22 protein-coding genes are annotated in these 24,389 nt (G+C 73.5%); 17 read left to right on the forward strand and 5 right to left on the reverse strand.

Translation table 11 applies throughout. From position 1 onward, the window contains the following. Window positions 1-67 precede the first annotated feature (67 nt). The 3 genes from ACGF3A_RS26530 to ACGF3A_RS26540 all read left to right on the forward strand — a co-directional run bounded on the left by ACGF3A_RS26530 (window position 68) and on the right by ACGF3A_RS26540 (window position 4,366). Window positions 68-1,708: an SPFH domain-containing protein gene (locus ACGF3A_RS26530; protein ID WP_393732830.1), complete on the forward strand. Its 1,641-nt coding sequence runs from the start codon at window positions 68-70 to the stop codon at window positions 1,706-1,708. Further along, window positions 1,705-3,060 (forward strand): SPFH domain-containing protein, encoded by a 1,356-nt coding sequence (locus ACGF3A_RS26535; protein WP_393732831.1) that lies wholly within the window; start codon window positions 1,705-1,707, stop codon window positions 3,058-3,060. Before ACGF3A_RS26530 ends, ACGF3A_RS26535 begins: the two co-directional genes overlap by 4 nt. Before the next feature lie 349 nt (window positions 3,061-3,409). Further along, the gene (locus ACGF3A_RS26540) at window positions 3,410-4,366 is read left to right on the forward strand and encodes a helix-turn-helix transcriptional regulator (RefSeq protein ID WP_393732832.1); all 957 of its coding nucleotides are present in this window, start codon (window positions 3,410-3,412) and stop codon (window positions 4,364-4,366) included. A gap of 34 nt (window positions 4,367-4,400) precedes the next feature. Here the strand turns inward: ACGF3A_RS26540 and ACGF3A_RS26545 are convergent, their stop codons facing one another. Beyond that, a complete protein-coding gene (locus ACGF3A_RS26545; protein ID WP_393732833.1) occupies window positions 4,401-7,484 on the reverse strand; it encodes a BTAD domain-containing putative transcriptional regulator in 3,084 nt (1,027 codons plus the stop codon). 94 nt (window positions 7,485-7,578) lie between these two features. Between ACGF3A_RS26545 and ACGF3A_RS26550 the strand changes: the two genes are divergently transcribed. The 3 genes from ACGF3A_RS26550 to ACGF3A_RS26560 all read left to right on the forward strand — a co-directional run bounded on the left by ACGF3A_RS26550 (window position 7,579) and on the right by ACGF3A_RS26560 (window position 9,481). Then, the gene (locus ACGF3A_RS26550; protein WP_393732834.1) at window positions 7,579-8,322 is read left to right on the forward strand and encodes an SDR family oxidoreductase; all 744 of its coding nucleotides are present in this window, start codon (window positions 7,579-7,581) and stop codon (window positions 8,320-8,322) included. 1 nt (window position 8,323) lies between these two features. Next, window positions 8,324-8,776, forward strand: a complete 453-nt coding sequence (locus ACGF3A_RS26555; RefSeq protein ID WP_393732835.1) for a nitroreductase family deazaflavin-dependent oxidoreductase — start codon at window positions 8,324-8,326, stop codon at window positions 8,774-8,776. 165 nt (window positions 8,777-8,941) lie between these two features. Next, the gene (locus tag ACGF3A_RS26560; RefSeq protein ID WP_393732836.1) at window positions 8,942-9,481 is read left to right on the forward strand and encodes a hypothetical protein; all 540 of its coding nucleotides are present in this window, start codon (window positions 8,942-8,944) and stop codon (window positions 9,479-9,481) included. On the opposite strand, the gene ACGF3A_RS26565 is transcribed toward ACGF3A_RS26560, so the two are convergent. Further along, the gene (locus tag ACGF3A_RS26565) at window positions 9,442-10,629 is read right to left on the reverse strand and encodes an NADH:flavin oxidoreductase (RefSeq protein ID WP_393732837.1); all 1,188 of its coding nucleotides are present in this window, start codon (window positions 10,627-10,629) and stop codon (window positions 9,442-9,444) included. The two genes, ACGF3A_RS26560 and ACGF3A_RS26565, sit on opposite strands and share 40 nt — an antisense overlap. A gap of 128 nt (window positions 10,630-10,757) precedes the next feature. Between ACGF3A_RS26565 and ACGF3A_RS26570 the strand changes: the two genes are divergently transcribed. After that, window positions 10,758-10,928: a hydrophobic protein gene (locus tag ACGF3A_RS26570; RefSeq protein ID WP_393732838.1), complete on the forward strand. Its 171-nt coding sequence runs from the start codon at window positions 10,758-10,760 to the stop codon at window positions 10,926-10,928. Window positions 10,929-10,949: 21 nt separating this feature from the next. Here ACGF3A_RS26570 and ACGF3A_RS26575 read toward each other — a convergent pair whose 3' ends face one another. Beyond that, entirely contained in the window at window positions 10,950-11,993 is a 1,044-nt protein-coding gene (locus ACGF3A_RS26575; RefSeq protein ID WP_393732839.1) for a LacI family DNA-binding transcriptional regulator, read from the reverse strand. Between the two features lie 187 nt (window positions 11,994-12,180). Between ACGF3A_RS26575 and ACGF3A_RS26580 the strand changes: the two genes are divergently transcribed. The 8 genes from ACGF3A_RS26580 to ACGF3A_RS26615 are packed head-to-tail and all read left to right on the forward strand — an operon-like array spanning window position 12,181 to window position 20,651. Further along, window positions 12,181-13,323, forward strand: coding sequence for a Gfo/Idh/MocA family protein (locus ACGF3A_RS26580; RefSeq protein WP_393732840.1), 1,143 nt, complete (start codon window positions 12,181-12,183; stop codon window positions 13,321-13,323). Then, window positions 13,320-14,249 carry a PmoA family protein gene (locus tag ACGF3A_RS26585; protein WP_393732841.1) on the forward strand — a complete coding sequence of 310 codons (930 nt, stop codon included), beginning with the start codon at window positions 13,320-13,322 and terminating at the stop codon, window positions 14,247-14,249. Before ACGF3A_RS26580 ends, ACGF3A_RS26585 begins: the two co-directional genes overlap by 4 nt. Next, entirely contained in the window at window positions 14,243-14,998 is a 756-nt protein-coding gene (locus tag ACGF3A_RS26590; protein WP_393732842.1) for a cupin domain-containing protein, read from the forward strand. Before ACGF3A_RS26585 ends, ACGF3A_RS26590 begins: the two co-directional genes overlap by 7 nt. 60 nt (window positions 14,999-15,058) lie before the next feature. Then, the gene (locus tag ACGF3A_RS26595; protein WP_393732843.1) at window positions 15,059-16,393 is read left to right on the forward strand and encodes an ABC transporter substrate-binding protein; all 1,335 of its coding nucleotides are present in this window, start codon (window positions 15,059-15,061) and stop codon (window positions 16,391-16,393) included. Then, window positions 16,390-17,358, forward strand: a complete 969-nt coding sequence (locus ACGF3A_RS26600; protein WP_393732844.1) for a carbohydrate ABC transporter permease — start codon at window positions 16,390-16,392, stop codon at window positions 17,356-17,358. The genes ACGF3A_RS26595 and ACGF3A_RS26600 overlap by 4 nt, the downstream gene beginning before the upstream one ends. After that, window positions 17,355-18,191, forward strand: coding sequence for a carbohydrate ABC transporter permease (locus ACGF3A_RS26605; RefSeq protein ID WP_393732845.1), 837 nt, complete (start codon window positions 17,355-17,357; stop codon window positions 18,189-18,191). Before ACGF3A_RS26600 ends, ACGF3A_RS26605 begins: the two co-directional genes overlap by 4 nt. A gap of 6 nt (window positions 18,192-18,197) precedes the next feature. Further along, the gene (locus ACGF3A_RS26610) at window positions 18,198-18,779 is read left to right on the forward strand and encodes a hypothetical protein (RefSeq protein ID WP_393732846.1); all 582 of its coding nucleotides are present in this window, start codon (window positions 18,198-18,200) and stop codon (window positions 18,777-18,779) included. A 48-nt stretch (window positions 18,780-18,827) separates the two neighbouring features. Further along, window positions 18,828-20,651, forward strand: a complete 1,824-nt coding sequence (locus ACGF3A_RS26615; RefSeq protein WP_393732847.1) for a sugar-binding domain-containing protein — start codon at window positions 18,828-18,830, stop codon at window positions 20,649-20,651. Here ACGF3A_RS26615 and ACGF3A_RS26620 read toward each other — a convergent pair. Beyond that, window positions 20,605-21,435 carry a LysR family transcriptional regulator gene (locus tag ACGF3A_RS26620; protein ID WP_393732848.1) on the reverse strand — a complete coding sequence of 277 codons (831 nt, stop codon included), beginning with the start codon at window positions 21,433-21,435 and terminating at the stop codon, window positions 20,605-20,607. The two genes, ACGF3A_RS26615 and ACGF3A_RS26620, sit on opposite strands and share 47 nt — an antisense overlap. 100 nt (window positions 21,436-21,535) lie before the next feature. Between ACGF3A_RS26620 and ACGF3A_RS26625 the strand changes: the two genes are divergently transcribed. Together ACGF3A_RS26625 and ACGF3A_RS26630 are read left to right on the forward strand one after the other, a co-directional pair. Next, window positions 21,536-22,243, forward strand: a complete 708-nt coding sequence (locus tag ACGF3A_RS26625) for an SDR family oxidoreductase (RefSeq protein ID WP_393732849.1) — start codon at window positions 21,536-21,538, stop codon at window positions 22,241-22,243. A 201-nt stretch (window positions 22,244-22,444) separates the two neighbouring features. After that, entirely contained in the window at window positions 22,445-23,197 is a 753-nt protein-coding gene (locus ACGF3A_RS26630) for an alpha/beta hydrolase (protein ID WP_393732850.1), read from the forward strand. On the opposite strand, the gene ACGF3A_RS26635 is transcribed toward ACGF3A_RS26630, so the two are convergent. Further along, complete coding sequence (locus tag ACGF3A_RS26635; protein WP_393732851.1) at window positions 23,178-24,176, reverse strand: threonine/serine dehydratase; 999 nt, start codon at window positions 24,174-24,176, stop codon at window positions 23,178-23,180. The two genes, ACGF3A_RS26630 and ACGF3A_RS26635, sit on opposite strands and share 20 nt — an antisense overlap. Window positions 24,177-24,389: the final 213 nt, after the last annotated feature.

Consider the following 24,389-nt stretch of genomic DNA (forward strand, 5'->3'; position numbering starts at 1 on the left):
GATGGATTTTTTACGGGCCCGCCTTTTGACAGGCGGGCCCTCGTATGCAGCGAAGCAAGGGGGTTACGTGGCACGGGAGAGTCTGCGCCGCGCCGCGCGGGCCGTCGCCGGAGGGGCGGATCCGCGTACGGCGGCGGAGGAAGAGGTGCGCCGCAGAGTCGGTGGCGCCTCCGGCGGCGACGGAGAGAGCGGGGAGCACCGGGAGGACGGGATGGATCCGTCCGACTTCCCCGCCGCACGCGAACAGGGCGGCTCCATCGACACCGTCATGGAGCAGAAGACGGTGCCGCTCGACGAGGCGGGCCAGGAGCTGAACCACAGCGCGCTCAAGCGCGACGGGCTCCAGCAGGTGCACAGCATCTGTCCGATGGTGATGCCGCGCGGGCGGTCGTTCCTGACGATGCTGCCGGTGTCGATGCTGCTGGTGGTGGGGGTGATCGGCACCGCGATCACCTCGGCGGTCTCGTCGTTCACCGACAGCAGCCCGCTCACCAATCCGCTCTTCGGCCTCCACTACTGGGTGCTGGCCCTGGGCGCGGTCGGCTTCGTGTGGTGGCGGCAGGGCATGGTGATGGTGCCGGACGGCTGCCACGCGCTGATCACCCGCTTCGGCAAGCTGGAGCAGGTGGTGGGCCCGGGCCGGGTCATCCTGCTCAACCCCTGGAAGCGCGTCTCCTACATCATCAACACCACGCGCGAGTACCCCTTCAACGCCCCGGTGCGCGAGGCGCCGACGCGGGGCGGGGTGAAGGCGTCGATCGACCTGTTCATCCAGTTCCGCATCAGCGACCCCGTGGAGTTCGTCTACACGCTGGGCGCGGTGCGCGGCTTCGAGGAGAAGCTGAACAACGCGGTGAGCGAGACGATCCGCAGCCTCATCTACGAGCAGGAGGCCTCGGGCATCTACGACATGGTGGGTGAGGACACCGGCAGGCTGCTGGAGCAGCTCAACCAGCAGTTCCGGCCCGCCGTCGAGCTGACCAACGCCAACATCACGCACGCCGAGCCCTCGGACCGCGCGTACCGCATGGACCTGGCCGCACCCGAGATGGTCCGGGTCGCGAAGGAGGCGTACACCCACGAGTACGCGCTCCAGCTCCGCAAGGAGCAGGACGAGGGCGACCTCACCAAGGAGCTGGCCTCCCAGCAGGAGGAGCTCTCCGCGATCCAGGCGGACATCGCCCAGCACCAGGCCCAGATGGACACCGCCGTCGAGCGCGAGACGAACCGCGCGGGCGCCCTGGCCCGGCAGCGCTACGTGCAGGCCGAGTCGGAGGCGAAGGCCAACGCGGCGCTGCTGGAGGCCCAGGCCCTGGACATCCGCGCGGTGACGGCCGCCGAGGCGCCGGAGATCCTGGAGTACCGCTACCAGCAGCAGGTGCTGGACACCCTGGAGAAGGTCGCCGACCACCTGCCCCGGCTGGTGCGGATCGGCGGAGCGGGCGACGGCACGTCCGGCGTGGACTTCCTGGACCTCGCCAGGGAACTGGTCGGCGAGCGCGGAACGGAGCTGTTCTCGCCCGAGGACATGGCGTCCGTACGCGCCCGGCTGGACGAGGTGTCGGCCCGTATCGAGCAGCGCGAGGCGGAGATCAGCGCCCTGCGCGAGGCCGAGCGGCCCGCCGTTCCCGCGCAGGCGGGCGGCGGAGTGCCGGTGCGGCCCGACGACGACGAGAATGACACGGATGTGTGGGGGGCTGGAGAGTGAGTACGGCAGTCGGCAACCGCAGGTCGGTCATCTCGGAGGAGGTGGCGCCCTGGAGCGACATCCCGCAGCTCCTGCGCGGCGGCGAGGCGGGCACGCTCGTCCCCGTCATCATCCCCAAGCACCGCCGCCGCGTGGGCTGGATGGTGCCGTTCTGGCTCGGCCTGCTCGCCGTGACCAGCGGCGTCGTGGCGGCCGTGCAGGACGTGGACGGCGCGGCGGGCGAGGTCTACGACACGCTCGCGACCACCACGTACGTCCTCGGGATGCTCTTCCTCATCGCGGGCGCGCTGTGGTGGTGGCGCTCCTCGATCGTCGAGATCGAGCAGGGCACCAACGGCATCCTCACCCGCTACGGCGCCATCGCCCGCACCCTGGAGCCGGGCCGCCACTACCTGTGGCACCCCTGGTCGCGGGTGGACTTCGTGGTGGACACCGCCACCGAGATCCCGTACTCGGCGCCGGTGGTGGCCTGCCCGACGCAGGAGAACGTGCCGCTGCGCGCGATCGAGTTCTTCCTGAAGTTCCGGATCACCGACGCGGTGCTCTTCGTCCGCACCATCGGCGCGGGCAACTTCGACCTCGTCCTCTCCAACGCGGTCCAGGACGCGATCCGGCAGCGCGGCAGGCTGGTGCGCACCGAGCGGGCGTACGACCTGCGCGGCTCGGACGTCGCGGACATGCAGGAGCTGCTGAACCGGCAGCTCTCGCGCTACGGCGTGCGCATCACGGGCGCCAACATCCCCGACGTGCAGCTCCCCGTCCAGTACCAGCAGCACCTGGCCACCCGGGAGCGGGTCGCCAAGGAGGCCCACGCGTACGAGCAGGAGTGGGGTCTGACCCGTAAGCGGCGGATCGACAGCCTCCAGATGGACATCGAGCGGGCCAAGAAGGTGCGCGACGCCCGGATCGTCGAGGTCAAGGCGGCCCTCAACAAGGCGCGCGAGCAGGTCGCGCAGATGCTGGAGGAGCGGGAGACCGAGGCGCAGAACGTGCGCTTCGAGATCGAGACGCGGGGCCGCAGCGGACTGATCGCGGCCGAGAACGAGGCCCGCGCGCAGCGCACCCTCGCGCAGGCGTACCGCGACAACCGCGCGGTCCTCCAGTACGAACTGGCCCGCCGCAGGCTGGAGGTGGGCGCCACGCTCGCGGGCAGCGCCCCGCAGCCGGTGGTGCTGCGCACGGACGGCGGCGCGTCGGGCGGCGACACCTCGGCGCTCTCCACGCTGCTGGCAGCGCAGCTCCTCCCCCGCCTCACCGCCCTGCCGGGCGGCGAGCCGCAGGCCGCGCCCGCCCCCAGGACGGACGCGGGCGCGGTGGCCGAGGCCGTCTCGGAGGTGTGGCAGCGGAACTGACGTCCGGTACGTGACGGGTTCGCGCCCTCCCGCCCCTCCGGGCGAGGAGGGCGCGGCCCGTTCCGGGGAGTTCTCGTTTTCCGCACCGGCGGGAGAGGCGATCTTCGTTTGCCGTACTGTCCCCGCCCGGCACGCGGCGGCACGCTGGAAGGCGACCGGTCTCGGTGTGCCGCGCCCCGGGGACGCGGCCCGCCTGTTGCGGCTCTGCCGGCCCCAGACCCTGCCCGTGAGGCCCGCAACCGTAAGGGCCGGGGGCCGGGAGGCGGCGCCTGTCCGGCTCCCGGTTCGCACGGGCGGCTACGGTCGACGCCCCCTCGTGCCCACGCCCTGGCAGCGCGAAGCTGAAGGGATGACCACGGACTTCGAGAGCGACGACCTGGACGTCATCGAGGATCATCTGAGCGATGCCTACGGGCGCATGCGGCTGCGCACCGGTCACGCGCGGCCCCGGGCACACATCGCGCACACGGCGCTGGGCGGACTCGGCCTCGCCGAGGTCCGCTTCGGCTTCGAGATGGACTACGCCGTCGAACCGACCGGCGCCCACTCCCTGGGCTGCGTGCACGGCGGCGCCGTCCCCCACCACACGGCCGGGGACTTCGAGGCCAGCCTCGGCCCGGGCGACGTGGCGCTCTTCGCCCAGCCCGACCAGGGCTGCGCGGGACACCACCGGGACCTGCGCTACACGCTGATCTCCCTCCCTCCCCCGCTGCTCGACCAGGTGGCGGCCACGGCGCCCGGACGCCGCGCCGAACCGCTGCGCTTCCTCGGCTGCCGCCCGGTGTCCCCGGCGGCCGGGCGCCATCTGCGGCGCACCATCGCCTATCTGTGCCAGACGGTGCGGGACGACGCGGAGTTCGCCGCGCAGCCGCTGGTGGCCGCCCACTGCGGTCAGCTGCTGGCCGCCTCCGTGCTGGCGGCCTTCCCCAACACCGCCCTCACCGACCCCACGGCGGCCGACCGCCGCGACGCCTGTACGGCGACCGTGCGCCGTGCCGTCTCCTACATCGAGGAGCACGCCGACTCCGCCGTCGCGGCCGCCGACATCGCCGCCGCGGCGCACGTCACCCTCCGCACGCTGCAGTACGCGTTCCGCCGCCACCTGGACACCACGCCCGTCGCCTATCTGCGGCGGGTCCGGCTGGCCCGCGCCCACGCCGACCTGCGCGCGGCCGACCCCACCCGGGGCGCGACGGTCTCGATGATCGCCGCACGCTGGGGCTTCCTCCAGACGGGCCGCTTCGCCGCCGCCTACCGCCACGCCTACGGCGTACCGCCGTCCCACACCTTGCACCACGCCGGCTGAGACCGGCGGCCCCGACGCGTACGAGCGACGGACGTCAGCGCCCCTCCGGCATCCCCACCGACGCGGCGCGCAGTGCCGCCTCGATACGGGCGACGTCGCCGCGTTCGCCGGGCGGCAAGGGCGCGCCCACGGAGGCGCGCAGGCGTGCTGCCGCGCCCAGCGTGGTGCGGGCGCGGCGCGGGCTGCCCGCCAGTACGCGGGCTCCGGCGAGGCCCTCCAGGGCGAGGGCGAGCGCGCGAGGGTCGCCCGTGCGGCGGGCCGCGGCGAGGCCCTGGGTGTGGAGGTCGAGCGCGGCCCGCGGGTCGCCGCGCTGCTCGGCGGCGAAGCCGAGTTCCGCGAGGATCAGCGCGGCGCCGTTGTCGGCCTCGAAGCGGCGGTTCCACTCCAGCCACGGACGCAGCAGCTCCTCCGCCCTGGCGTACCGGCCGCGGCGGCGCGCGGCCAGGGCGAGGCCCACCTCGGCGAACTCCCGGCCCGCCGGGTCGCCGTGCGCGACGGCGACGGCGCGGCCCCGCTCGTGGAGCTCGTCGGCGCGGTCGTGGTCGCCCTCCAGCAGCGCGAGGCGGCCCAGTTCGGACCAGCGCATCGAGACCTCGGGCCACAGCGCCAGCTCCTCGGCGAGCGCGACGGCTTCGTGCTGGCGGCCCGCGGCGGCGGCGTAGTCGCCCGCGATCTCCGCGAGGCGTCCGAGGACGGCGTACGCCTGGACGCGGCCCCAGCGGTCGCCGGTCTCGGCGAACAGGGCCAGGCTCCGTTCGGCGTCCGCCGCGGCCGCGTCGAGGTGGCCGCGGACGAGGCGCTGCAGGGCGCGCATGCTCGCGGCCGCCGCGAGGCCCCAGCGGTGGCCGAGCCGCTCGAACTGGTCGAACGCGGTCTCGATCAGGGCCTCGCCCACGGCCAGTTCGCCGAACCGGGTCGCCGCGTGGCCGAGGAACCACGCGGCCCGCGCCCGTTCGCCGGGGTCGGTGACGGCGGCGTGCAGGCGGGGCAGCTCGCCGCTCTCCACGGCCTCGCCGCTCTCCACCGCCTCGCCGGTCAGCAGGCGGAACCCGGCGTGCCAGGCGGCGGCCACGGCGTCGTCGGTGCGCGTGCCCGCCGTCGCGCGGGCCGCCTCGGTGAGCCGGCCGCGCAGGAACCAGTACCAGGTCAGCGCCCTCGCCAGCCGGGGCGCGGCCGCCTCGTCCTCCAGCGCCCGGCGCAGATTGCCGGTCTCGGCGTCGAGGCGGCGCAGCCAGTGCCGCTGGTCGGGGCCGCACAGATGTCCGGCCGCCTCCTCCGCGAACGTCACGCAGTACGCGGCGTGCGCACGCCGGACCCGGTCGCGCTCCTGGGCTTCGAGCTGCCGGGCCCCGTAGGCGGACACCGATTCCAGGAGGACGTAGCGCTGCCCCTCGGCCGTACGGGAGACGGCGACCAGGGAGCGGTCGACGAGGCGGGCGAGCAGGTCGAGGACCTCGGAGCGGTGCACGCCGTCGCCGGAGCAGACGGCCTCGGCGGCGGCGAGCGTACAGCCGTCCGCGAAGACGGTGAGGCGGCGCAGCACCGTCCGTTCGGCGGCGGTCAGCAGCTCCCAGCTCCAGTCGAGCACCGCGCTGAGCGTCCGCTGGCGCGGCGGCGCGTCGCGCGGGCCGCCGGTGAGCACGGCGAACCGGTCGTCGAGCCGGTCGGCCAGCTCGGCGGCGTCCAGCACGCGTACGCGCGCGGAGGCCAGTTCGATGGCGAGCGGGATGCCGTCGATACGGCGGCAGATCGTGGCGACCGCCTCCGCGTCCTCGGCCGACACCGTGAACCCGGGGGCCGCTGCCGCCGCGCGCGCGGCGAACAGCCGTACGGCCCCGGAGCGCAGCACCTCGGCGGGCGCCGCGCCCGGCGCCGGGACGTCGAGCGGCGGCACCTCCCACAGGTGCTCGCCCGCGAGGCCGAGCGGCTCCCGGCTCGTGGCCAGCACCCGCACGTCCACGCCCGGGGCGCGCCGTATCCGGGAGACGAGGGAGGCGACGGACTCGACGACGTGCTCGCAGTTGTCGAGCACGAGCAGCCGCTCCCGCGCTCCGCCGCGCAGCGCGTCGGTCAGCCGCTGTACGGGCGGACGCGGGCGGGAGCCGTCGCGGATGCCGAGGGCGGCGGCGACGGCGTCGGCCAGGGCGTCCACCGTCGTACGCCGTGGCAGACCGGCGAGTTCGACGAGCCGCGCCCCGTCCTGGCCACGCGCCGCCTCCAGCGCGAGCCTGGTCTTGCCCACGCCGCCCGGCCCGGTGAGCGTCACCAGGCGGTGCGCGCCGAGCAGTTCGCGCACCTCGGCGACGGCACCGTCCCGCCCGACGAGTGCGGTGGGTGGGACGGGGAGCGCGGCGGCGGGCGGCTCGGGGCGTTCCTTCGGCTCCTCGCCGCGCAGCAGCCGCTGGTGCAGGGCCGCCAGTTCCGCGCCCGGTTCGAGGCCCAGCTCGTCACGGAGCACGCGGCGCAGCCGCTGGTAGCCGTCGAGCGCCTCGGTCGTCCGTCCGGCTCCGTGCAGGGCACGCAGGTGCGCGACGCGCAGCCGTTCCCGCAGGGGGTGCCGCGCGACGACCGGGCCCAGCTCGGCGGCGAGCGCCGCGTGGTCGCCCCGGCGCAGCCGTGCCTCGGCGAGGGCCTCCCACGCCACCAGGCGCTGTTCCTCCAGCGCGGCGGCGGCCGTGAGCGCGAAGGGCTCGTCGGCGAACCCGGCGAACGCGTCGCCGCGCCACAACCCGAGCGCCTCGGCGAGGTCCCGCTCACCGGAGCCCTCGGCGCCCTGTCCCGCCCGTGCGCCCTGTCCCGCCCGTGCGACGAGCGCGGCGAAGCGGCCGCTGTCGACCGCGTCCGCCGCGACGTCCAGCAGATAGCCCGGCGGGCGGCGCACCACCAACTCGGCGCCGACCGCGCGGCGCAGCCGGGAGACGAGGGTCTGCAGGGCGCCGGAGGGGCGGGCCGGGACGTCGTCGCCCCACAGCTCGTCCACGAGGCGGTCGGTGGAGACCACGCGCCCCGGGGCGACGAGCAGGCACGCCAGCAGCTTCCGCACCCTCGCCTCGGGGACGGCGACGGGTTCCCCGTCCGGCGACCACACGACGAGCGGCCCCAGCACCCCGAATCGCATGCGCACACGATAACCGCAAGAGAACCGACAGAAGATCGAAAGCGCCCCCGGCCACCTTTGTCACCAGCAGCAACGAAACGGAACGGAGCAGATCATGAAGAAGGCCGTAGTCACCGGTGGCACCCACGGCATGGGGCTCGCGATCGTGCGCGAACTGCTCGCCCGCGGCACCGAGGTGGTGCTGACCGGGCGCAACGAGCGCACTCTTGAGGAGGCGCGCACCGCGCTCAAGGGCGAGGCCGCGCACGTCGTACGGTCCGACGCGGGCAGCATGGCGGACATCGCGGCGCTCGGCGACGTGGTCGGCGAGCGGCTCGGCCGCGTCGACCACCTCTTCGTCAACCACGGCATCGCGCAGTTCGCCGAGCTGGCGGACGTGACGGAGGACGCGTGGGACAGGCACTTCGCGGTCAACGCGAAGGGCACGTTCTTCACCGTGCAGCGGCTCGCGCCCCTGCTCAACGACGGCGGCTCGGTGGTCTTCACCACCGTCGCCAACGACGTGGTCTTCCCGGGGCTGAGCGCGTACTCGGCGTCGAAGGAGGCGATGCGCGCCTTCGCGCACGTCCTCGCGGCCGAGCTGCTGCCCCGGCGCATCCGCGTCAACAGCGTGGCCCCCGGCTACATCGACACGCCGACCATGGGCGTGCCCGACCTGACCGAGGAGCAGCGCGAGGAGTTCCGGCGACAGGGCGACCAGGCGACGCCGCTGCGGCGGAACGGCACCGTCGAAGAGGTCGCCGCCGCGGCGCTCTTCCTCGCCGAGGGCGCGACGTTCACCACCAACGTCGAACTGGCGGTCGACGGCGGCTTCGCGCAGGGGCTGGGGGGACACTGACATGGGCGCCCCGACGGCCGAGGTCTTCGACAGCCCCGACCCCTCGGTGGCCGAGCACGTCCGCCGCTACCTCGCGACGGACGGCGCGAGCGGCCACCTGGAGGGCGGCTCACCCAACCTCGTCCTCACGTACCGGGGCAGGAGGAGCGGGAAGCGGTACCGGACGGGCCTGTTCTACGGCGTGGACGGAGACCGCTACGTGCTGGTCGCCTCCGGTTCGGCGGTCACGCACACCCACCCCCTCTGGTACCTCAACCTGGTCGCCGACCCCGAGGCCGAGATCCAGGTCCGCGGCGAACGCTTCGCCGTACGGGCCCGCACCGCGGAGGGCGCGGAGCGCGAGCGGCTGTGGCGGCTGATGACCGACATGGCGCCGGTGTACCGCACGTACGAGGCACGCAGCGACCGGGTCATCCCGGTGGTGGTGCTGGAACGTTCCGCTGAGACTCCGTGAAGGAGACCGAGGGCGACCCGGTCATCATGCACGGGCTCGTCGAGCACGAGGGCTATGCGAACGGCATGCAGCTGAACGTCTTCGACGTCGTCCGCTGACCCGGCCCCGCCCCGCACATCCCCCGGGCCTGTCTCGGCCCGGGGGATGTGCGGGCACACTGTCGGCATGGGTACGGGTCGTGAGGACGGGCAGTGCGCTTCGGCCGACATCGTGGCTGATGAGCGGGAGCGAGCGGTCGATGAACGGGAGTCGGCCGTCGACCGGCGCGAGTGGGCGGCGGACGAACGGGAGCGCCTGGCGGACGAGCGCGAGCGGACCGCCGACGAACGCGAGCGCGTGGCCGACGAGCGCGAGCGAGCGGCCGACAGGCGAGAAGGCCGATTGGACCAGCAGGCCCGTTCGATCGGGCAGACCGTCTCCGGCCAGCGGCAGCGCTCGTACGAGGCGATCGACCGGGCCCGCGCGCTGCTGGCGGCCAGCCACAGCAGGCTGGACCGCAGCGAGGCGGCGTTGCGGCGCCAGGACGCGCGCGACGCGAGGGAGCGCCGCGCCATCGAGAGCGCAACGGCCGACTCCCGGGCACGCCTGGCCCGTGACCGGCCCGCACAGCAGGAGGTCCTGGAGTCGGCCGGAGACGACCCGCCCGACGGCGGGCCTGCCGCCGCTCACCCGCCCTCGCGCACGGGGCAGCGGGTGCCGGAGTAGATCGTCGGCATGCAGCGGTTGCAGTGGATGCACAGGGAGGTGGCCGCCGGGTCGGCGGCGAGGCGGCGGACGAGGTCCGGTTCGCGCAGCAGCGCGCGGGCCATCGCCACGAACGCGAACCCCTCCGCCATCGCCCGTTCCATCGTCTCCCGTTCGGAGATCCCGCCGAGCAGGACCAGCGGGAGCGCGAGGCCGGTGAAGCGGCGTGCCAGCGGCAGCAGGTACGCCTCCTCGTACGGGTACGCGCGCAGGAACCGTCGGCCGAAGAGCCGGATGCCGAGCCGTTGCGGCGGGGGGAACGCGGCGGCGAACTCCGCCAGGGGCGCGTCCCCGCGGAAGAGGTACATGGGGTTGAGCAGGGAGCTGCCCGCCGTGAGCGTGAGGGCGTCGACGGAGCCGTCCTCCTGCAGCCAGGAGGCGACCTGGACGCTGTCCTCGACGGCGAGGCCGCCCCGTACGCCGTCGGTCATGTTGAGCTTCGCGGTGATCGCGACACGGTCGCCGACCTCGTCGCGCACGGCGCGGCCGATGTCGCGGGCCAGCTTGGCGCGTCCGGCGAGGTCGCGGCCGTAGGCGTCGTCGCGGTCGTTGAGCAGGGGGCTGAGGAAGGCGCTGGCCAGGTAGTTGTGGCCGAGGTGGAGTTCGACGGCGTCGAAGCCCGACTCGGCGGCGAGCCGGGCCGCCTCGGCGTGGGCGCGGACGACGCCCGCCAGGTCCCCGGCCGTCGCGGCGCGCGTACGGCGCATGCTGAGCGGATTGAACCGGCGGCCGGGGGCCAGCGCGGGCAGCCGGTTGGAGCGGGCGTCGGCCACCGGCCCCGCGTGCCCCAACTGGGCGCTGACAGCGGCCCCTTCCTGATGCACGGCGTCCGTCAGCCGCCGCAGCCCGGGGACGGCCTCGGGGCGCATCCAGATCTGGCGGCGTTCGGTGCGGCCCTCCGGCGCGACCGCGCAGTACGCCACGGTCGTCATCCCCACCCCGCCCTCGGCGGGACGCCGGTGGTAGTCGACGAGCTGGTCGGTGACCAGCCCCTCGGGGGTGGCGCCTTCGAAGGTGGCGGCCTTGATGACCCGGTTGCGCAGCCGCACCGGCCCCAGGGACGCGGGCGCGAACACGTCCCGCACCCCCTCCTCGTATGGTCCGTGCATGCCGACCGCCTCCCTCCGGATGGTTCCGGTCCGCGCGCGCATGGTGGACCGCCGGGCCGCAGAAGGCCAGAGCGGTGGGGGCATGGTCCGGGGGCGCAGGGGAACTCGGCTCGCGGAGGTGGATAACCATGGCAGCACTGCTACTCGTGCTCCTGCTCGCCGTCGTCCTCTTCGGCGCGGGCTTCGCGCTCAAGGCGCTGTGGTGGGCGGCGCTGATCGTGCTCGTCCTGTGGCTCGTCGGATTCCTCGTCCGCCCGGCAGGGGCCGGCGGCAAACGGGGCCGCTGGTACCGCTGGTAGTCCCCTGGATCCGGGAGCCGCTCAGGCGGGCAGCTCCCGGCGGCCCCCTCCCGTGGACTCGCGGGTCTCCAGCCAGTACGGCGCGAGGTGCAGCTCGAACGGAAGCGGCTCCTCCGAGCGGATGCGGGCCGCGAGGCACTTGACGGCCAGCGAGGCCAGCGCCCTCTTGTCGGGGACCACGGAGGTGAGGGAGGGCGTGGCGTAGAGCGCTTCCTCGGTGCCGTCGATGCTCGCCAGGGCGACGTCACCGGGGACGCTCAGCTCCGCCTCGTACAGGGCCCGTTGGGCGCCGAGGGCGAGGAGATCGCTGAAGCAGAACACCGCGTCGGGGCGCTCACCGGCGGGCAGTGCCGCGAGGGTGCGCATGGCCTGGAGGCCGTTGCGCCGGTCGAACTCCTGCACGTGCGGCGCGAGGCGGGGGTCGTAGGTCAGACCGGCCTCGTGCAGGGCCTGCTGGAAGCCTTCCAGGCGCTGGCGGCTGGTCGCCGACGCCTGCCGGTCCACGCCGATGGCGGCGATCCGCGTGCGGCCGAGGTCCGCGAGGTGCGCGGTGACCTCGCGCGCCGCCGCGACGTTGTCGATCAGCACATGGTCGGCGACGACACTGTCACGGTCGTAGCTGCGTTCGCCGAGCAGGACCAGGGGGAACCCGGCCGCGACGGCGGCGAGTTCGTCGGGCGACACGCGCAGCGGCGAGAGGATCACCCCGTCCAGCAGTGAGGCGCCCACCCCGGTGGCGAGCCGCAGCTCCTCCGTGGCACTGCCCCTGGTCTCCTCGATGAGGACGGTGAAGCCCAGCTCGGCGGCCTCCGCCCGTACGTGGTGGGCGAGCTCCGCGAAGTACGGCGTGGTCAGCTCGGGGACGACGAGCGCGATCAGGCCGCTGCGTCCGGTGCGCAGGCGGCGCGCGGAGGGGTTGGGCCGGTAGCCGAGTTCGCCCACGGCCTGCATCACCCGCGTCCGCGTCGCCTCGGAGACCCTCGGGGCGCCCCGTACAACGTTGGACACGGTCTTGATGGACACCCCCGCGCGCTCGGCCACGTCCTTGAGTGTCGCTGCTGCCACTGACCTGCCCTCTCCTCGACGTCACCCCGATTATGCACGGTCTTCGCGCACTTGGGGACGGCGGGGCCCGGGTGCGGATCTTTCCCGACGGAGGGTTGACCCCGGAGATACACGGCGGTTACAACGTTGGAACTCGCGTTCGCGCAGCCCGCCGGGCTCCGCCCGCCCGCCTCACGAGAGGGGCCGCATGTCTCCGCACCACCCCAGCTCCCCGCTGCGTACCGCCGTGGTCGGTACGGGAGGGATCGCGCGCGGCAGTCATCTGCCCGCGCTGCGCACGCTCGCCGCCGAGGGCGGCACGGAGCTCGTCGCCGCGGTCGACGTCGACGCGGACGCGGTGCGCGCGTTCGCCGACGAGTCCGGGATCCCCTACGCGTCGACCGATCTCGACGCGATGCTCGACGAGGTCCGCCCTGACCTCGTCGTGCTGTGCACCCCGCCCGCCGTGCACCGCGAGCAGTCGGTGGCCGCGCTGCGGGCCGGTGCCTGGGTGTGGTGCGAGAAGCCCCCGTGTCCGTCGCTGGCCGACTACGACGCGGTGGAGGCGGCGGAGAAGGGCGGCGACGCCGGTCCGTACGCCTCGATCGTCTTCCAGCACCGGTTCGGCTCCGGGGCACGCCATGTGCGCCGCCTGCTGCGCGAGGGCGCGTTCGGCCGTCCGCTGGTGGCCCACTGCCAGACGACCTGGTACCGGGACGCCGCGTACTACGCGGTGCCGTGGCGCGGCCGTTGGGCGACCGAGGGCGGCGGGCCCGCCATGGGGCACGGCATCCACCAGACGGATCTGCTGCTGGACCTGATGGGCCCCTGGTCCGAGGTGCGCGGCATGGCGGCGCGGCTCGTGCACGACGTCGAGAGCGAGGACGTCTCGACGGCGCAGGTCCGCTTCGCGAGCGGGGCCGTGGCCACCGTCGTCAACAGCGTGCTGAGCCCCGACGAGGTGAGCCGGATCCGCATCGACTGCGAGCGCGCCACCATCGAGCTGACGCATCTGTACGGGTACCGCAACGCGGACTGGCGCCTCACCCCAGCGCCCGGCGTCGCCGAGGAGACCGTGGCGGCCTGGCGCGACTTCGGCCCCGACGAGCCCAGCTCGCACCTGGCCCAGCTCCGCACGCTCGTCGCCGACATCCGCGCGGGGCGGCGGCACGCGACCAGCGGCGCGGGCGGGCGCCGGACGCTCGAACTCATCACCGGTCTCTACAAGTCCGCGTTCACCGACGCCCCGGTGCGCGCGGGGGAGATCGGCCCCGGCGACCCGTACTACACCGCGCTGCACGGCGGCGCCCCGGGCTGGGCCCCGGCGCTCAAGGAAGAGGAGCACGCATGACGCTCGCACTGACCCACGCCCACGGCGACCGGATCACCGTGGCCCACGAGGAGACCGGCACCGAGCTGTTCGCCTACGTCTACAGGCCCGAGGCCGCGTGGGAGGCGCCCAAGCCCTATCTCCACCCGGTCCGGACCCTGGCGGGCGGGCTGGTCACCGACTACCGCCCGAACGACCACCGCTGGCACAAGGGCCTCCAGCTCACCGCCTCCCACCTCTCGGGCCAGAACCTGTGGGGCGGCAACACCTATGTGCACGGCGAGGGCTATCTCCCGCTGCCCGAGCGCGTCGGCTCGATGGCGCACGTCGCCTTCGAGGAGGTCCGGGCCGAGGGCGACCGCGCGGTGCTCGCCGAGCGGCTGACCTGGCATCCGTACGACGGGGAGCTGTGGGCCGAGGAGGAGCGCCGCGTGGAGGTGTGCGACGTGGACACCGGGGCCGGTGCCTGGTCGCTGACCTGGACCTCGGCGGTCACCAACCGGCGTGCCGAGCAGCTGCGCTTCGGCAGCCCCACCACCCACGGCCGCCCCGCCGCCGGGTACACGGGGCTGTTCTGGCGCGGCCCGCGCGCGTTCCGCGACGGGCGGGTCTTCACCCCCGAAGCGGACGGCGGCGACGCCGAGCCGATGGGCAGCCAGGCGCCCTGGCTCGCGTACGTCGGTGAGCACGACGGCATCGACGGCCACGCCACCGTCGTCTTCGAGCACGCCCCGGCCAACGACCACGCGGGAGAGAAGGGGACGCACCCGGCGCACTGGTTCGTGCGCAGCGATCCGTTCGCCGCCGTCGCGCCGTCCTGGGCGTTCCACGAGGAACTCGTCCTCGCCCCCGGCGACACCCTCTCCCGCGCCTACCGCGTGACGGTCGCCGACGGCGCCTGGGACCGCGAGCGCGTCGCCGCGCACCTGGCGGGGCACGCGTGGTGACCGCGGGATACGACGGCTTCCCCGGTGCGGTCGGCGTCTCCCGGCTGCGGGTGTACGACTGGCCGACCGTCGACGGGCTGCCCGGCGGCGGCACCCCGCATCTGCATCTGACGTGCGGCGAGGGGTACGTGGTGACGGCGGGCAGCGGGACCGTGCAGACCCTCACCACCTCCGGCTACCGGGAGACGGCGCTGGAGCCGGGCACGGTCGCCTGGTTCACGCCCGGCACGATCCACCGCCTCACCAACGGCGCCAACAGCACCACCGGCACCAACGGCGGCGGTCTGGAGATCACCGTCGTGATGCAGAACAGGGGGCTGCCCGAGGCGGGCGACGCGGTGCTGACCCTGCCGCCCGACCTGCTCGCCGACGCGGAGACGTACGCGGAGGCCGTCCGCATCCCTCCGGACGTTCCCGAGGACGCGCAGGCGGACGCCGCCCGTGCCCGCCGCGACCTGGCGACCCGCTGGTTCCTGGAGCTGCGCGACGCGACCGAGGGCGGCGACCCCGAGCCGCTGGCGGAGTTCCAGCGGGCCGCCGCCGCGCTCGTACGCCCCCGTCTCGACGACTGGGAGCGGCGCTGGCGCGAGGGCGCCCGCGCCGCGACGGACGCGACCGGCGCCCAGCTCGCCGCGCTGCGCGACGGGGACCCGCACCACCTGACCGGGGCCCGCGTCGCCGCGACCGGGCCCGGCGCGCGCGGACGCTTCGGCATGTGCGGCCGCCTGGACGTCTATCCCGACCTCTGACGGACGCACGCGCCCTTCTCCCTCGCTCCCCCATCCACGTCCCATCCCTGGAAGGCACCCATGTCCGAGCCACCAAGTGGCCGGCGCCGACTGCCACGCCGGGCCGTTCTGGCCTCGGCGGCCGCCGGTCTCGGCACCGCCCTGACGGGCACGCTCTCCGCGTGTTCCACCGCGAGCGGCGGAACGTCCGGCGGAGTCACCCTCACCTTCACCTGGTGGGGCAACGACGACCGCGCCGCCCGCACCGAGAAGGCCGTACGCCTCTTCGAGAAGGAGCACCCGGGCGTCACCGTCCAGACGTCGAACGCCGACTTCGGCTCGTACATGCAGAAGCTGGCCACGCAGGCGGCGGGCGGCGGCATCCCCGACGTGGCCCAGCTCGACTACCGCCAGATCTCCCAGTACGCGGGCGGCGACGCGCTCCTGCCGCTGGGCGACGCCATCGAGGACGGCACGCTCCGTACGTCCGCGATGGACCGGGAATTCCTGCGCACGGGCACGTACATGGGCAAGTTCTACGCGCTGCCCTCGGGCCGCGGCATCACGGGATACGCCTACGACTCCGCGCTCTACAAGAAGGCCGGTGTCCCCACCCCTGGGCCCGACTGGACCTGGCGGGACTTCACGGAGGCCGCCGGGGACATCGCGGCCCTGCGCCTGAAGTCCCCCGACGGGCGCCGTGTCGCGGGCGCCAACGACGGCGGGACCAACGAGGACATCTTCGAGGTCTGGCTGCGCGGGCGCGGCGGGAAGCTGTACGCGAGCCAGACGGAGCTCGGGTTCACGGAGGACGACCTCACCGAGTTCTGGACGTTCTGCGACACGCTCCGCCGGAAGGGTGCCGTCGCGCAGGCCAAGGACACCTCGCAGGCCAGATCGACGGAGCTGACCCCGATGGCACGCGGGCTCGCCGCCGCCGACTTCACCTGGGACGCGCCGTTCCCCGGGTACACGGCGCTGCTCGGCGAGGACGTCCACTTCGCGCCCGTACCCACGACGCGCGGGCGCCAGGGTGCCTACTTCAAGCCGTCGATGCTGTACGGCGTCGGGTCGCAGAGCAAGCATCCCGAGGAGGCGCTCGCGCTGGTCGACTTCCTCCTCAACGACCCGCGCGCGGCCGACATCCTGGGCTTCACCCGCTCCACGCCGCCGAACCGGAAGCTCGCGGCACGCGTCGCCAAGACCCTCAAGGGCCCGGAGCGGGAGATCTACGAGTACGCGCGGACGATGGAGAAGTACGGCGTGGACGCCCCGCCGCCCGCGCCCCCGAAGGGCGACGTCGCGGTCCAGACCGCCTTCAAGCGGGTCTACGAGCGCGTGATGTACGAGCGGACCAGCCCACGGCAGGGCGCCCGCGAACTGATCGACGAGGCGAACCGGGAGCTGAGGTCATGATCGCTGTGTCGACCAGGGCGCCGGTGCGCGAGGAACGGACGGAGAAGGGGCGGCCTCCCCGTAGGCCGCGCCGCCGGGTGCGGGAACGGCAGTGGCCCGCCTATGTGTTCCTCTCGCCGTGGATGATCGGCGCGGGCGTGCTCACGCTGATCCCGATGGCCGTCTCGCTGTATCTGTCGTTCACCGACTACAACCTGCTGGACGCGCCGCACTGGGTGGGCCTGCGCAACTACACCGAGATGCTCACCGAGGACCCCCGCTACTGGCGGTCGGTCGGCACCACGCTGCTCTACGTCGTGGTGGCCGTGCCGCTGAAGCTGGCGCTCGCGCTCGGCGCAGCGATGCTGCTGAAGAACCTCGGCCGGGGCCGCGCCTTCTACCGCTCCGCGTTCTACGCACCCTCGCTGCTCGGCGCCAGCATGTCCATCGCCCTGGTGTGGCGGGCGCTCTTCAACGACGGCGGCTCCGTCGCGAACGTCCTCGGGTGGGTCGGCATCGACACCGGTGGCTGGGTCGGCAATCCGGACCTGGCGGTCTTCGCCGTCGTCCTGCTGACCGTGTGGCAGTTCGGCGCACCCATGGTGATCTTCCTCGCGGGGCTGCAGCAGATCTCGCCGGACCTGTACGAGGCGGCGGAGCTGGACGGCGCGGGCCGCTGGCGGCAGTTCGTCTCGATCACCGTGCCGATGCTCTCCCCCGTCGTCTTCTTCAACCTGGTGCTGGAGATGATCCAGTCCTTCCAGGTCTTCACCCCGGCCTTCGCCATCAGCTCCGGCGACGGCGGGCCCGCCGACTCGATGAACTTCTACACGCTCTACCTCTACGAGCGCGGCTTCTCCGCCTCCCACATGGGATACGCGGCGGCGATGGCCTGGCTCCTGCTCCTCGCCGTCGGCGCGATCACCGTCATCCTGTTCCGGACCTCCAGGTCCTGGGTCTTCTACGCGGACGAGGAGGGGCGATGAACCTCGCCGACAAACGCTGGCTGCCGCACGCGACGGGCGCCGTGGCCCTGCTCGTCCTGCTGTACCCCCTGGCCTGGCTGCTGGCCACCTCGCTCAAGCCCGCCGAGGAGGTGGTGACCAGCCTCGACCTGTGGCCCAGCCATGTGGAGTGGGGGAACTACTCGACCGCGCTGAAGGGCGTGTCCGGCGTCTCCGTGGCCCGGCTGCTGGGCAACTCGCTGCTGATCGCCGGGGGCGCCGTCGTCGGCAACGTGGTGTCCTGCTCGCTCGCCGCGTACGCCTTCGCGCGGCTCCGCTTCCGGATGCGCGGGGTGATGTTCGCCTTCATGGTCGCGACGCTGATGCTGCCGCACCATGTCGTGCTGATCCCGCAGTACATCATGTTCAACCAGCTCGGCATGGTGGACACGTACTGGCCGCTGATCCTGCCGAAGTTCCTGGCCACGGAGGCGTTCTTCGTCTTCCTGATCGTGCAGTTCATGCGGGGCCTGCCGCGCGAGCTGGAGGAGTCGGCGCGGATCGACGGCTGCGGCGCCTTCCGTACGTACTGGTCCATCACGCTGCCGCTGAGCCGCCCCGCGCTGATCACGACGGCCATCTTCACCTTCATCTGGACGTGGAACGACTTCTTCACGCAGATGATCTATCTCTTCGCGCCGGAGAACTTCACCATCACGCTCGCCCTGCGCAGCTTCGTCGACCAGTCCAGCACCTCCGCGTACGGGCCGATGTTCGCAATGTCGGTGATCTCCGTGCTGCCGATCGTGCTCTTCTTCTTCGTCTTCCAGCGCTACCTGGTGCAGGGCATGGCGACCTCCGGGCTGAAGGGCTGAGCCGCCGTGGACACACGCCAGGCCCCCGCCCGCGAGCCCGGAGAGGTCTTCGGGTCCGGCTTCACCCTCTTCGCCGACATGCTGCTCGTCGGGCTGCTCACCACCGTCGCCTGCCTGCCCGTGCTCACGGCCCCGGCCGCCTTCGCCACCGCCTCCGCGACGCTGCGCGGGACCATGCGGGGCGAGCCGGTCCAGGCCGGTGCCTACGTCCGCGGGCTGCGGGCCCGCCTGACGGCTCGTACGCTCGCCGCCGGACTGGTCCCGCCGCTGCTCGCCCTCGTCCTGCTCGTCGACGCGGCGCTGGTGCGCGGCACGCTGCCCGGGGCCGGTGCCATGGCGCTCGCGCTGGCGCTGCTCGCGCTGGGCGCCGCGGTCGTGGGGCTGCGCGCGACCGCGCTGGAGGCGCCGTACCGGCTCTCCGTGCGCGAGGCCCTGGTCCGTACGGTCGCCGATCCGCGCGGCACTCTGCTGCTGGCCGCCGCCGTGCTGCTGGCCGCGGTCCTCGCCTGGGCGATGCCGCTGATGGTGCCGCTGCTACCGGGTCCGCTGGCGTTCGCCGCCACGGTCGTGGACCTCCGCTCCTCCTAGACCTGCTTGTTCCTTCCGCTCACCTGTACGACACACCGGAGATCACGTATGCCCTGCACCCATCTGGACGCCGCCGGTCACCCCCGGCCCCAGCTCGTCCGCGACCCGGACTGGCGGGACCTGAGCGGTCCGTGGCGGTTCGCCCACGACGACGCGGACCGCGGCAGGTCGGAGCGCTGGATGGACCCGGAGGTGACCGGCCCGTTCACCCGGACCGTCACCGTGCCCTACCCGCCCGAGTCAGCGGCCTCGGGCGTCCAGGACCCCGGCTTCCACCCGGTGCTGTGGTACCGGCGTACGGTCGAGCTGGACCGGCCCGCGCCGGGCCGCCGCCTCCTGCTGCACTTCGGCGCCGTCGACCACCGGGCCGAGGTGTGGGTGAACGGCCGCCCGGTCGGCAGCCACGAGGGCGGGCACACGGGCTTCACCTGCGATCTGACCGAGGCCGTCACGGAGGACGGCGAACAGCTCGTCGTCGTACGGGCCGAGGACCAGCCGCTCGACGCGACGCAGCCGCGCGGCAAGCAGGACTGGCGCGCGGACCCGCACGTCATCTGGTACCACCGCACCTCCGGCATCTGGCAGCCGGTGTGGCTGGAGGAGGTCCCCGAGGACCACGTCACGGTCCTGCACTGGACGCCGGACGTCGCCCACGCCCGCGTCCGCGCGCGGCTGCGCCTGAGCCGGTGGCCGGGGCGCGCGCTGAACGTGACCGTGCGGCTGACGCACGGCACGCGCGTGCTCGCCGAGCAGCGGATACGGACGGAGGAGCAGGAGACCGTGTTCGACGTCGCGGTGCCCGCGCTGCGGCACGCGCAGGACCTCGACGACCTGCTGTGGTCCCCCGAGCACCCGCATCTCGTGGACGCGACGGTGACGCTCAGCGAGGCGGCGGACGACACCCCCGTCGACCGGGTCGCCTCCTACCTCGGCCTGCGCGACATCGGCTGGGACGACGGCGTCTTCCTGCTCAACCACAAGCCGTACTTCCTGCGCTTCGCCCTCCAGCAGGGCTACTGGCCCGCCTCCCATCTCGCCGCCCCCGCCGACGAGCTGCGCCGCGAGGCCGAACTCGCCAAGGAGATCGGGCTCAACGGGCTCCGCCTCCACCAGAAGGTCGAGGACCCCCGCTTCCTGTACTGGGCCGACCGGCTCGGGCTGCTGCTGTGGGAGGAGATGCCGTCGGCGTACGCCTTCGGCACCACCACCGTCGAGCGGGTCACCCGGGAGTGGACCGAGGCGGTCACCCGCGACCTCAGCCACCCCTCGATCGTCGCCTGGATCCCGTTCAACGAGTCCTGGTCCGTCCCCCACCCCGCGCACGTCCCCGAGCAGCGCCACTTCATGGACGCCCTCTACCACCTCACCAAGGCCCTCGACCCCTCCCGCCCGGCCGTCTCCAACGACGGCTGGGAGATCTCCGCCGCCGACATCTGGGGCGTCCACGACTACACCCAGCACGCGGACGTGCTGCGCGAGCGCTACGGCCACCCCTCCCTGCGGCGCGGCGAGTTGCGCGAGCGGTGGCCCGGCGCGCGGCGGCTCACCCTCGACGGGGTGCGCCACGAGGGACAGCCCGTCGTACTCAGCGAGTTCGGCGGCGCGACCTTCGAACCCGCCGAGGGCGCGACCTGGTTCGGCTACGACACCGTGGCGACCGAGCAGGACTTCGCCGACCGGCTCTCGGCCCTGGTGGACGCGGCCGTGGACGCGGGCCTCGCCGGGTTCTGCTACACCCAGTTCACCGACACCGAGCAGGAGATCAACGGCCTCCTCACCGCCGACCGGCGGCCGAAGATCCCCCTCGCGGAGCTGCGCGCCGTCCTCACCCGTACGCGCGCGGACGTACGGGCCGACGCAGCGTCGCGGTAGCGATCTCCAGGAACTCCCGTACGGAGGTGGTGAGTCCGGTCTCCGGCGCGGCGAGGCAGGTCTCGACGGGAGGGGCGTCGGTGACGGGCAGGAAGACCAGGTCCGGGCGTGAGTACGAGGCCGCGACGCTGACGGGGACGTGGGCGATGCCCTGGCCCGAGGCGATGAGCTCGAACTTCTCCTCCAGCGAGACCTTCCGCCGCGCCCTGACGTCGAGAACCGGCTCTCCGTCGAGATCGGCCGTCGTCACGGTGCCGCGCCCGGCGAGCGGATGGCTCGCCGGGAGGCAGGCGACCTTGGTGTCGTGGCCGACGGGGACGGTGTGGAGCCCTGAGTCGTCGAAGGGGCGGCGGAGGTGGCCCACATGGGCGCGGCCGTCGCGGAGCGGCGCGTCCCGCTCCGCCCAGGGCAGCGGGAAGACGTCGATCTCGACGTCGGGACGGCGCGCGGTGAACGCCCGGATCGCGTCCGAGACGGGGAGTCCGGCGGAGAAGGCGACGACGAGACGTTCCCCGCCCCGCCCGGCCTCGTGCACGCGCCGCAGCGCCCCGTCCACCACGGTGCCGATCCCCGCCGCCTCCTCGTACAACTGCTGCCCCGCCGCCGTGAGTTCGACGCTGCGCGTGGTCCGGGTGAAGAGCGGGCAGCCCAGCTCCTGCTCGAACGCGCGGATCTGGCGGCTGAGCACCGGCTGCGCGATGAACAGCGCCTGCGCCGCCCTGCCGAAGTGCCGGTGCTCGGCCACCGCGACGAAATAGCGCAGCTTGCGCAGATCGAGATCCATGCCCTGACGGTATCAATGCGGCGCGAAGGGTATTGGACGCCCGCCCGGGGCCGCTCGGAGACTTGCGGGGAGATCGACCGTTCCGTACGAGAGGAATCACATGAACGACACCCGCAGGTCTGCCCTCGTCATCGGCGCCTCGCGCACCCTGGGCCTCGGGCTCGCCGCCGAACTGCTCCGCCGGGGCTGGGACGTGATCGGCACGGTGCGGGGCGGCGGGCGTACCGGGCTCCACGAGCTGGCGGAGACGTCGGACGGGCGGTTGACCGTCGAGTCGCTGGAGATGACGGACCCGGAGCAGGTGGCGGCGCTGCACGAACGGCTGCGCGGGCGGCTCGCGGGCCGCTCCCTCGACCTGCTCTTCGTCAACGCCGCCATCACCCGAGGGGACCTGCCGATCGGCGAGGTGCCCACGGAGATGTTCACCGAGGTCATGGTCACCAACGCCCTCAGCCCGATGCGCGTCCTGGAGACCCTGCGCCCCCTGGTGGCGCCGGACGGGACCCTCGGCGTCATGTCCTCCGACCAGGGCAGCGTCTCCCTCAACACCGAGGGCGGGCAGGACCTGTACCGGGCGAGCAAGTCCGCGCTGAACCAGCTGATGCGCTGCTACGCCGCCCGGAACGCGGAGGACACCCGCACGCTGCTCCTCATGGACCCGGGCTGGGTCCGCACGGAGCTCGGCGGCCCCGAGGCCGAGCTCAGCGTCGAGGAGAGCGTCCCCGGGGTGGCGGAGACGATCGAGCGCCACCGGGGGAAGCCCGGCCTGCACTTCGTGGACCACGAGGGCCAGGTCGTCCCCTGGTAGGCGCGGCACCAGCAGGCACCGCCGCGAAAATGCGTTGGCGGAACCACGGCGGCCACTGCTAGGTTTCCGGCGGCCGTGCGAGAGAACGAGGAGGTGGTACCCGTGAACGCAGTATCGACATGGGTGCTCCCCTCCGGAGTCACGGTCGGGCGATAGGTCGTCCGGGAGCGCCGTTCAAAGGCACTCCTGAAAGGCACGACCATGCACTTCACCTCTGAACAGCGTCTCGACGACGGCGTCCTCGAACGCGAATTCACCCTCGGCGAGATCCCCGGCATCCTGTGGACGCCCGCGACCGCGTCCGCGACCGCGACCGCGTCCGCACCGGCCCCGCTGATCCTGCTCGGCCACCCTCCCCTCGGGCTGCGCAAGATGTACCCCCGGCTGGCGGCCCGAGCCCAACACTGCGCGGCGGAGGGTTTCGCCACGGCCACCATCGAGCTCCCCGGGAGCGGTGACCGGCCCCGCCTGCCCGGCGCCGAGCAGGCCCTCGCCGATATGCGCAGGGCGCTGCAGGCGGGTGAACCGGTCGCCGACGAGACCATCGACGCCCTCGTCCTCCCGCTGGTCGACAGGGCGGTCCCGGAATGGCGGACCGCCCTGGACGCCCTCCTGGCGCTGCCCGGGATCGGCGGCCCGGTCGGTTACTCGGGCGGAGTGATCTCCATCGGGACCCGGCTGGCGGTGGTCGAGCCGCGTATCTCGGCCGCCGTCCTGTTCGCCGGGAGTTTCATCCCCCGCGTCATGTACGAGGAGGCCCGCCAGGTCACCATTCCGCTGCACGTCCTGCTGCAGTGGGACGACGAAGGCAACGACCGGCAGGCGGCCCTGGACCTCTTCGACGCCTTCGGCTCCGAGGAGAAGACCCTGCACGCCAACATGGGCGGACACACAGGCGTCCCCCGGTTCGCGGGCGACGCCGCGGGCCAGTTCCTCACCCGGCACCTGAGGTAGCACCGGGCCGTCGGGGAGCCGCACCGACCCAGCGGTGATAGGCGTCCATGTCGACATTGCTGCCGCACATGATGGTGACGACGTGCCGGCCGGCGAAGCGGTCGCGGTCTTCGAGGATCGCCGCGACGCCCAGCGCGGCGGACGGTTCGACGACGAGACCGGCGTGGTCGAGGAGCATCCTCATACCGGCGACGATCGACGCCTCCTCGACCAGGACGGCGTCGTCGGCGACCAGGAGGAGGTCGTCCAGGACGGCCGGGATGGGACACCGTCCGGCGACGCCGTCAGCGATGGTGTCGGTCGAGTCGGTGGTGACGACGCGCCGATGGCGCCACGAGCGCGTCATCGCCGGTGCGCCCAGCGGCTGGACGCAGATCACCTCGGCCTCGGGCGCCATGGCCTTCACCACATGCCCCACGCCGGTGGCCAGCGCCCCGCCGCCGAGGGCGATCAGGACGGTGTCGAACGACGGGGCGGCGGCCACCAGCTCCAGGCCGATGGTCGCCGCGCCCTCGCACGTCTCGACGTCCAGGCTGTCTTCGACCAGCCGGATGCCGTCGCGGCGCGCGAGGGCCGCCGCCCTCTCGCGCGCCCTCTCGTGATCGCCGTCCACCAGTTCCAGCCCGGCGCCCAGTGCGCGGATGCGGTCGAGCTTGGCGGCGGTCGCGAAGCGGGAGGCCACGACGGTGACGTCGAGCCCCCGGCCGCGCCCGGACCAGGCGAGGGCTTGGCCCAGGTTGCCCGCGCTGGCGCACACCACGGCTCGCTCGCCACGCTCGGCGAGTCGGCTCGCGACCACCTCGGTGCCGCGGGCCTTGAAGCTGCGGACCGGGTTCGCCGTTTCCAGCTTGATGCTGACCGTGCACCCGAGGCCGGGCTCCAGCGCCTCGCAGCGGTACAGCGGAGTGTCGAGAAATATCGGGTCGATGACTCGGCGGGCCGCCCGGATCCGGGCGGTGTCGAGGCGCGTCTGCTGCATGGCACAGCAGCGTAGGGCCGACGCCGCTGCTTCCGGTGGTCCTGTGCCGTGACTGCTGGGCAGGGGCTGCCCCGCCTGTCTGCCGCAGGCTGCGGGTTGTGGCCGGTTGCGCGCGCAGTTCCCCGCGCCCCTGAGGCCTCAGGGGCGCGGGGAACTGCGCGACCAGCCCCGTCGACAGCCGCCGCCTGCAACGCCACCGTTCGGGGCCGCCCC

Origin of the sequence: Streptomyces sp. NPDC048172, from assembly GCF_043202595.1 — a bacterium.
Taxonomy (GTDB): domain Bacteria; phylum Actinomycetota; class Actinomycetes; order Streptomycetales; family Streptomycetaceae; genus Streptomyces.

Coding starts and splice junctions, on each gene's coding strand:
- ACGF3A_RS26595 (WP_393732843.1), top strand. CDS start 15,059: ATGTCCGAGCCACCAAGTGGCCGGCGCCGACTGCCACGCCGGGCCGTT.
- ACGF3A_RS26630 (WP_393732850.1), top strand. CDS start 22,445: ATGCACTTCACCTCTGAACAGCGTCTCGACGACGGCGTCCTCGAACGC.
- ACGF3A_RS26550 (WP_393732834.1), top strand. CDS start 7,579: ATGAAGAAGGCCGTAGTCACCGGTGGCACCCACGGCATGGGGCTCGCG.
- ACGF3A_RS26585 (WP_393732841.1), top strand. CDS start 13,320: ATGACGCTCGCACTGACCCACGCCCACGGCGACCGGATCACCGTGGCC.
- ACGF3A_RS26600 (WP_393732844.1), top strand. CDS start 16,390: ATGATCGCTGTGTCGACCAGGGCGCCGGTGCGCGAGGAACGGACGGAG.
- ACGF3A_RS26615 (WP_393732847.1), top strand. CDS start 18,828: ATGCCCTGCACCCATCTGGACGCCGCCGGTCACCCCCGGCCCCAGCTC.
- ACGF3A_RS26635 (WP_393732851.1), bottom strand. CDS start 24,176: ATGCAGCAGACGCGCCTCGACACCGCCCGGATCCGGGCGGCCCGCCGA.
- ACGF3A_RS26620 (WP_393732848.1), bottom strand. CDS start 21,435: ATGGATCTCGATCTGCGCAAGCTGCGCTATTTCGTCGCGGTGGCCGAG.
- ACGF3A_RS26540 (WP_393732832.1), top strand. CDS start 3,410: ATGACCACGGACTTCGAGAGCGACGACCTGGACGTCATCGAGGATCAT.
- ACGF3A_RS26545 (WP_393732833.1), bottom strand. CDS start 7,484: ATGCGATTCGGGGTGCTGGGGCCGCTCGTCGTGTGGTCGCCGGACGGG.
- ACGF3A_RS26565 (WP_393732837.1), bottom strand. CDS start 10,629: ATGCACGGACCATACGAGGAGGGGGTGCGGGACGTGTTCGCGCCCGCG.
- ACGF3A_RS26560 (WP_393732836.1), top strand. CDS start 8,942: ATGGGTACGGGTCGTGAGGACGGGCAGTGCGCTTCGGCCGACATCGTG.
- ACGF3A_RS26570 (WP_393732838.1), top strand. CDS start 10,758: ATGGCAGCACTGCTACTCGTGCTCCTGCTCGCCGTCGTCCTCTTCGGC.
- ACGF3A_RS26580 (WP_393732840.1), top strand. CDS start 12,181: ATGTCTCCGCACCACCCCAGCTCCCCGCTGCGTACCGCCGTGGTCGGT.
- ACGF3A_RS26555 (WP_393732835.1), top strand. CDS start 8,324: ATGGGCGCCCCGACGGCCGAGGTCTTCGACAGCCCCGACCCCTCGGTG.
- ACGF3A_RS26625 (WP_393732849.1), top strand. CDS start 21,536: ATGAACGACACCCGCAGGTCTGCCCTCGTCATCGGCGCCTCGCGCACC.
- ACGF3A_RS26605 (WP_393732845.1), top strand. CDS start 17,355: ATGAACCTCGCCGACAAACGCTGGCTGCCGCACGCGACGGGCGCCGTG.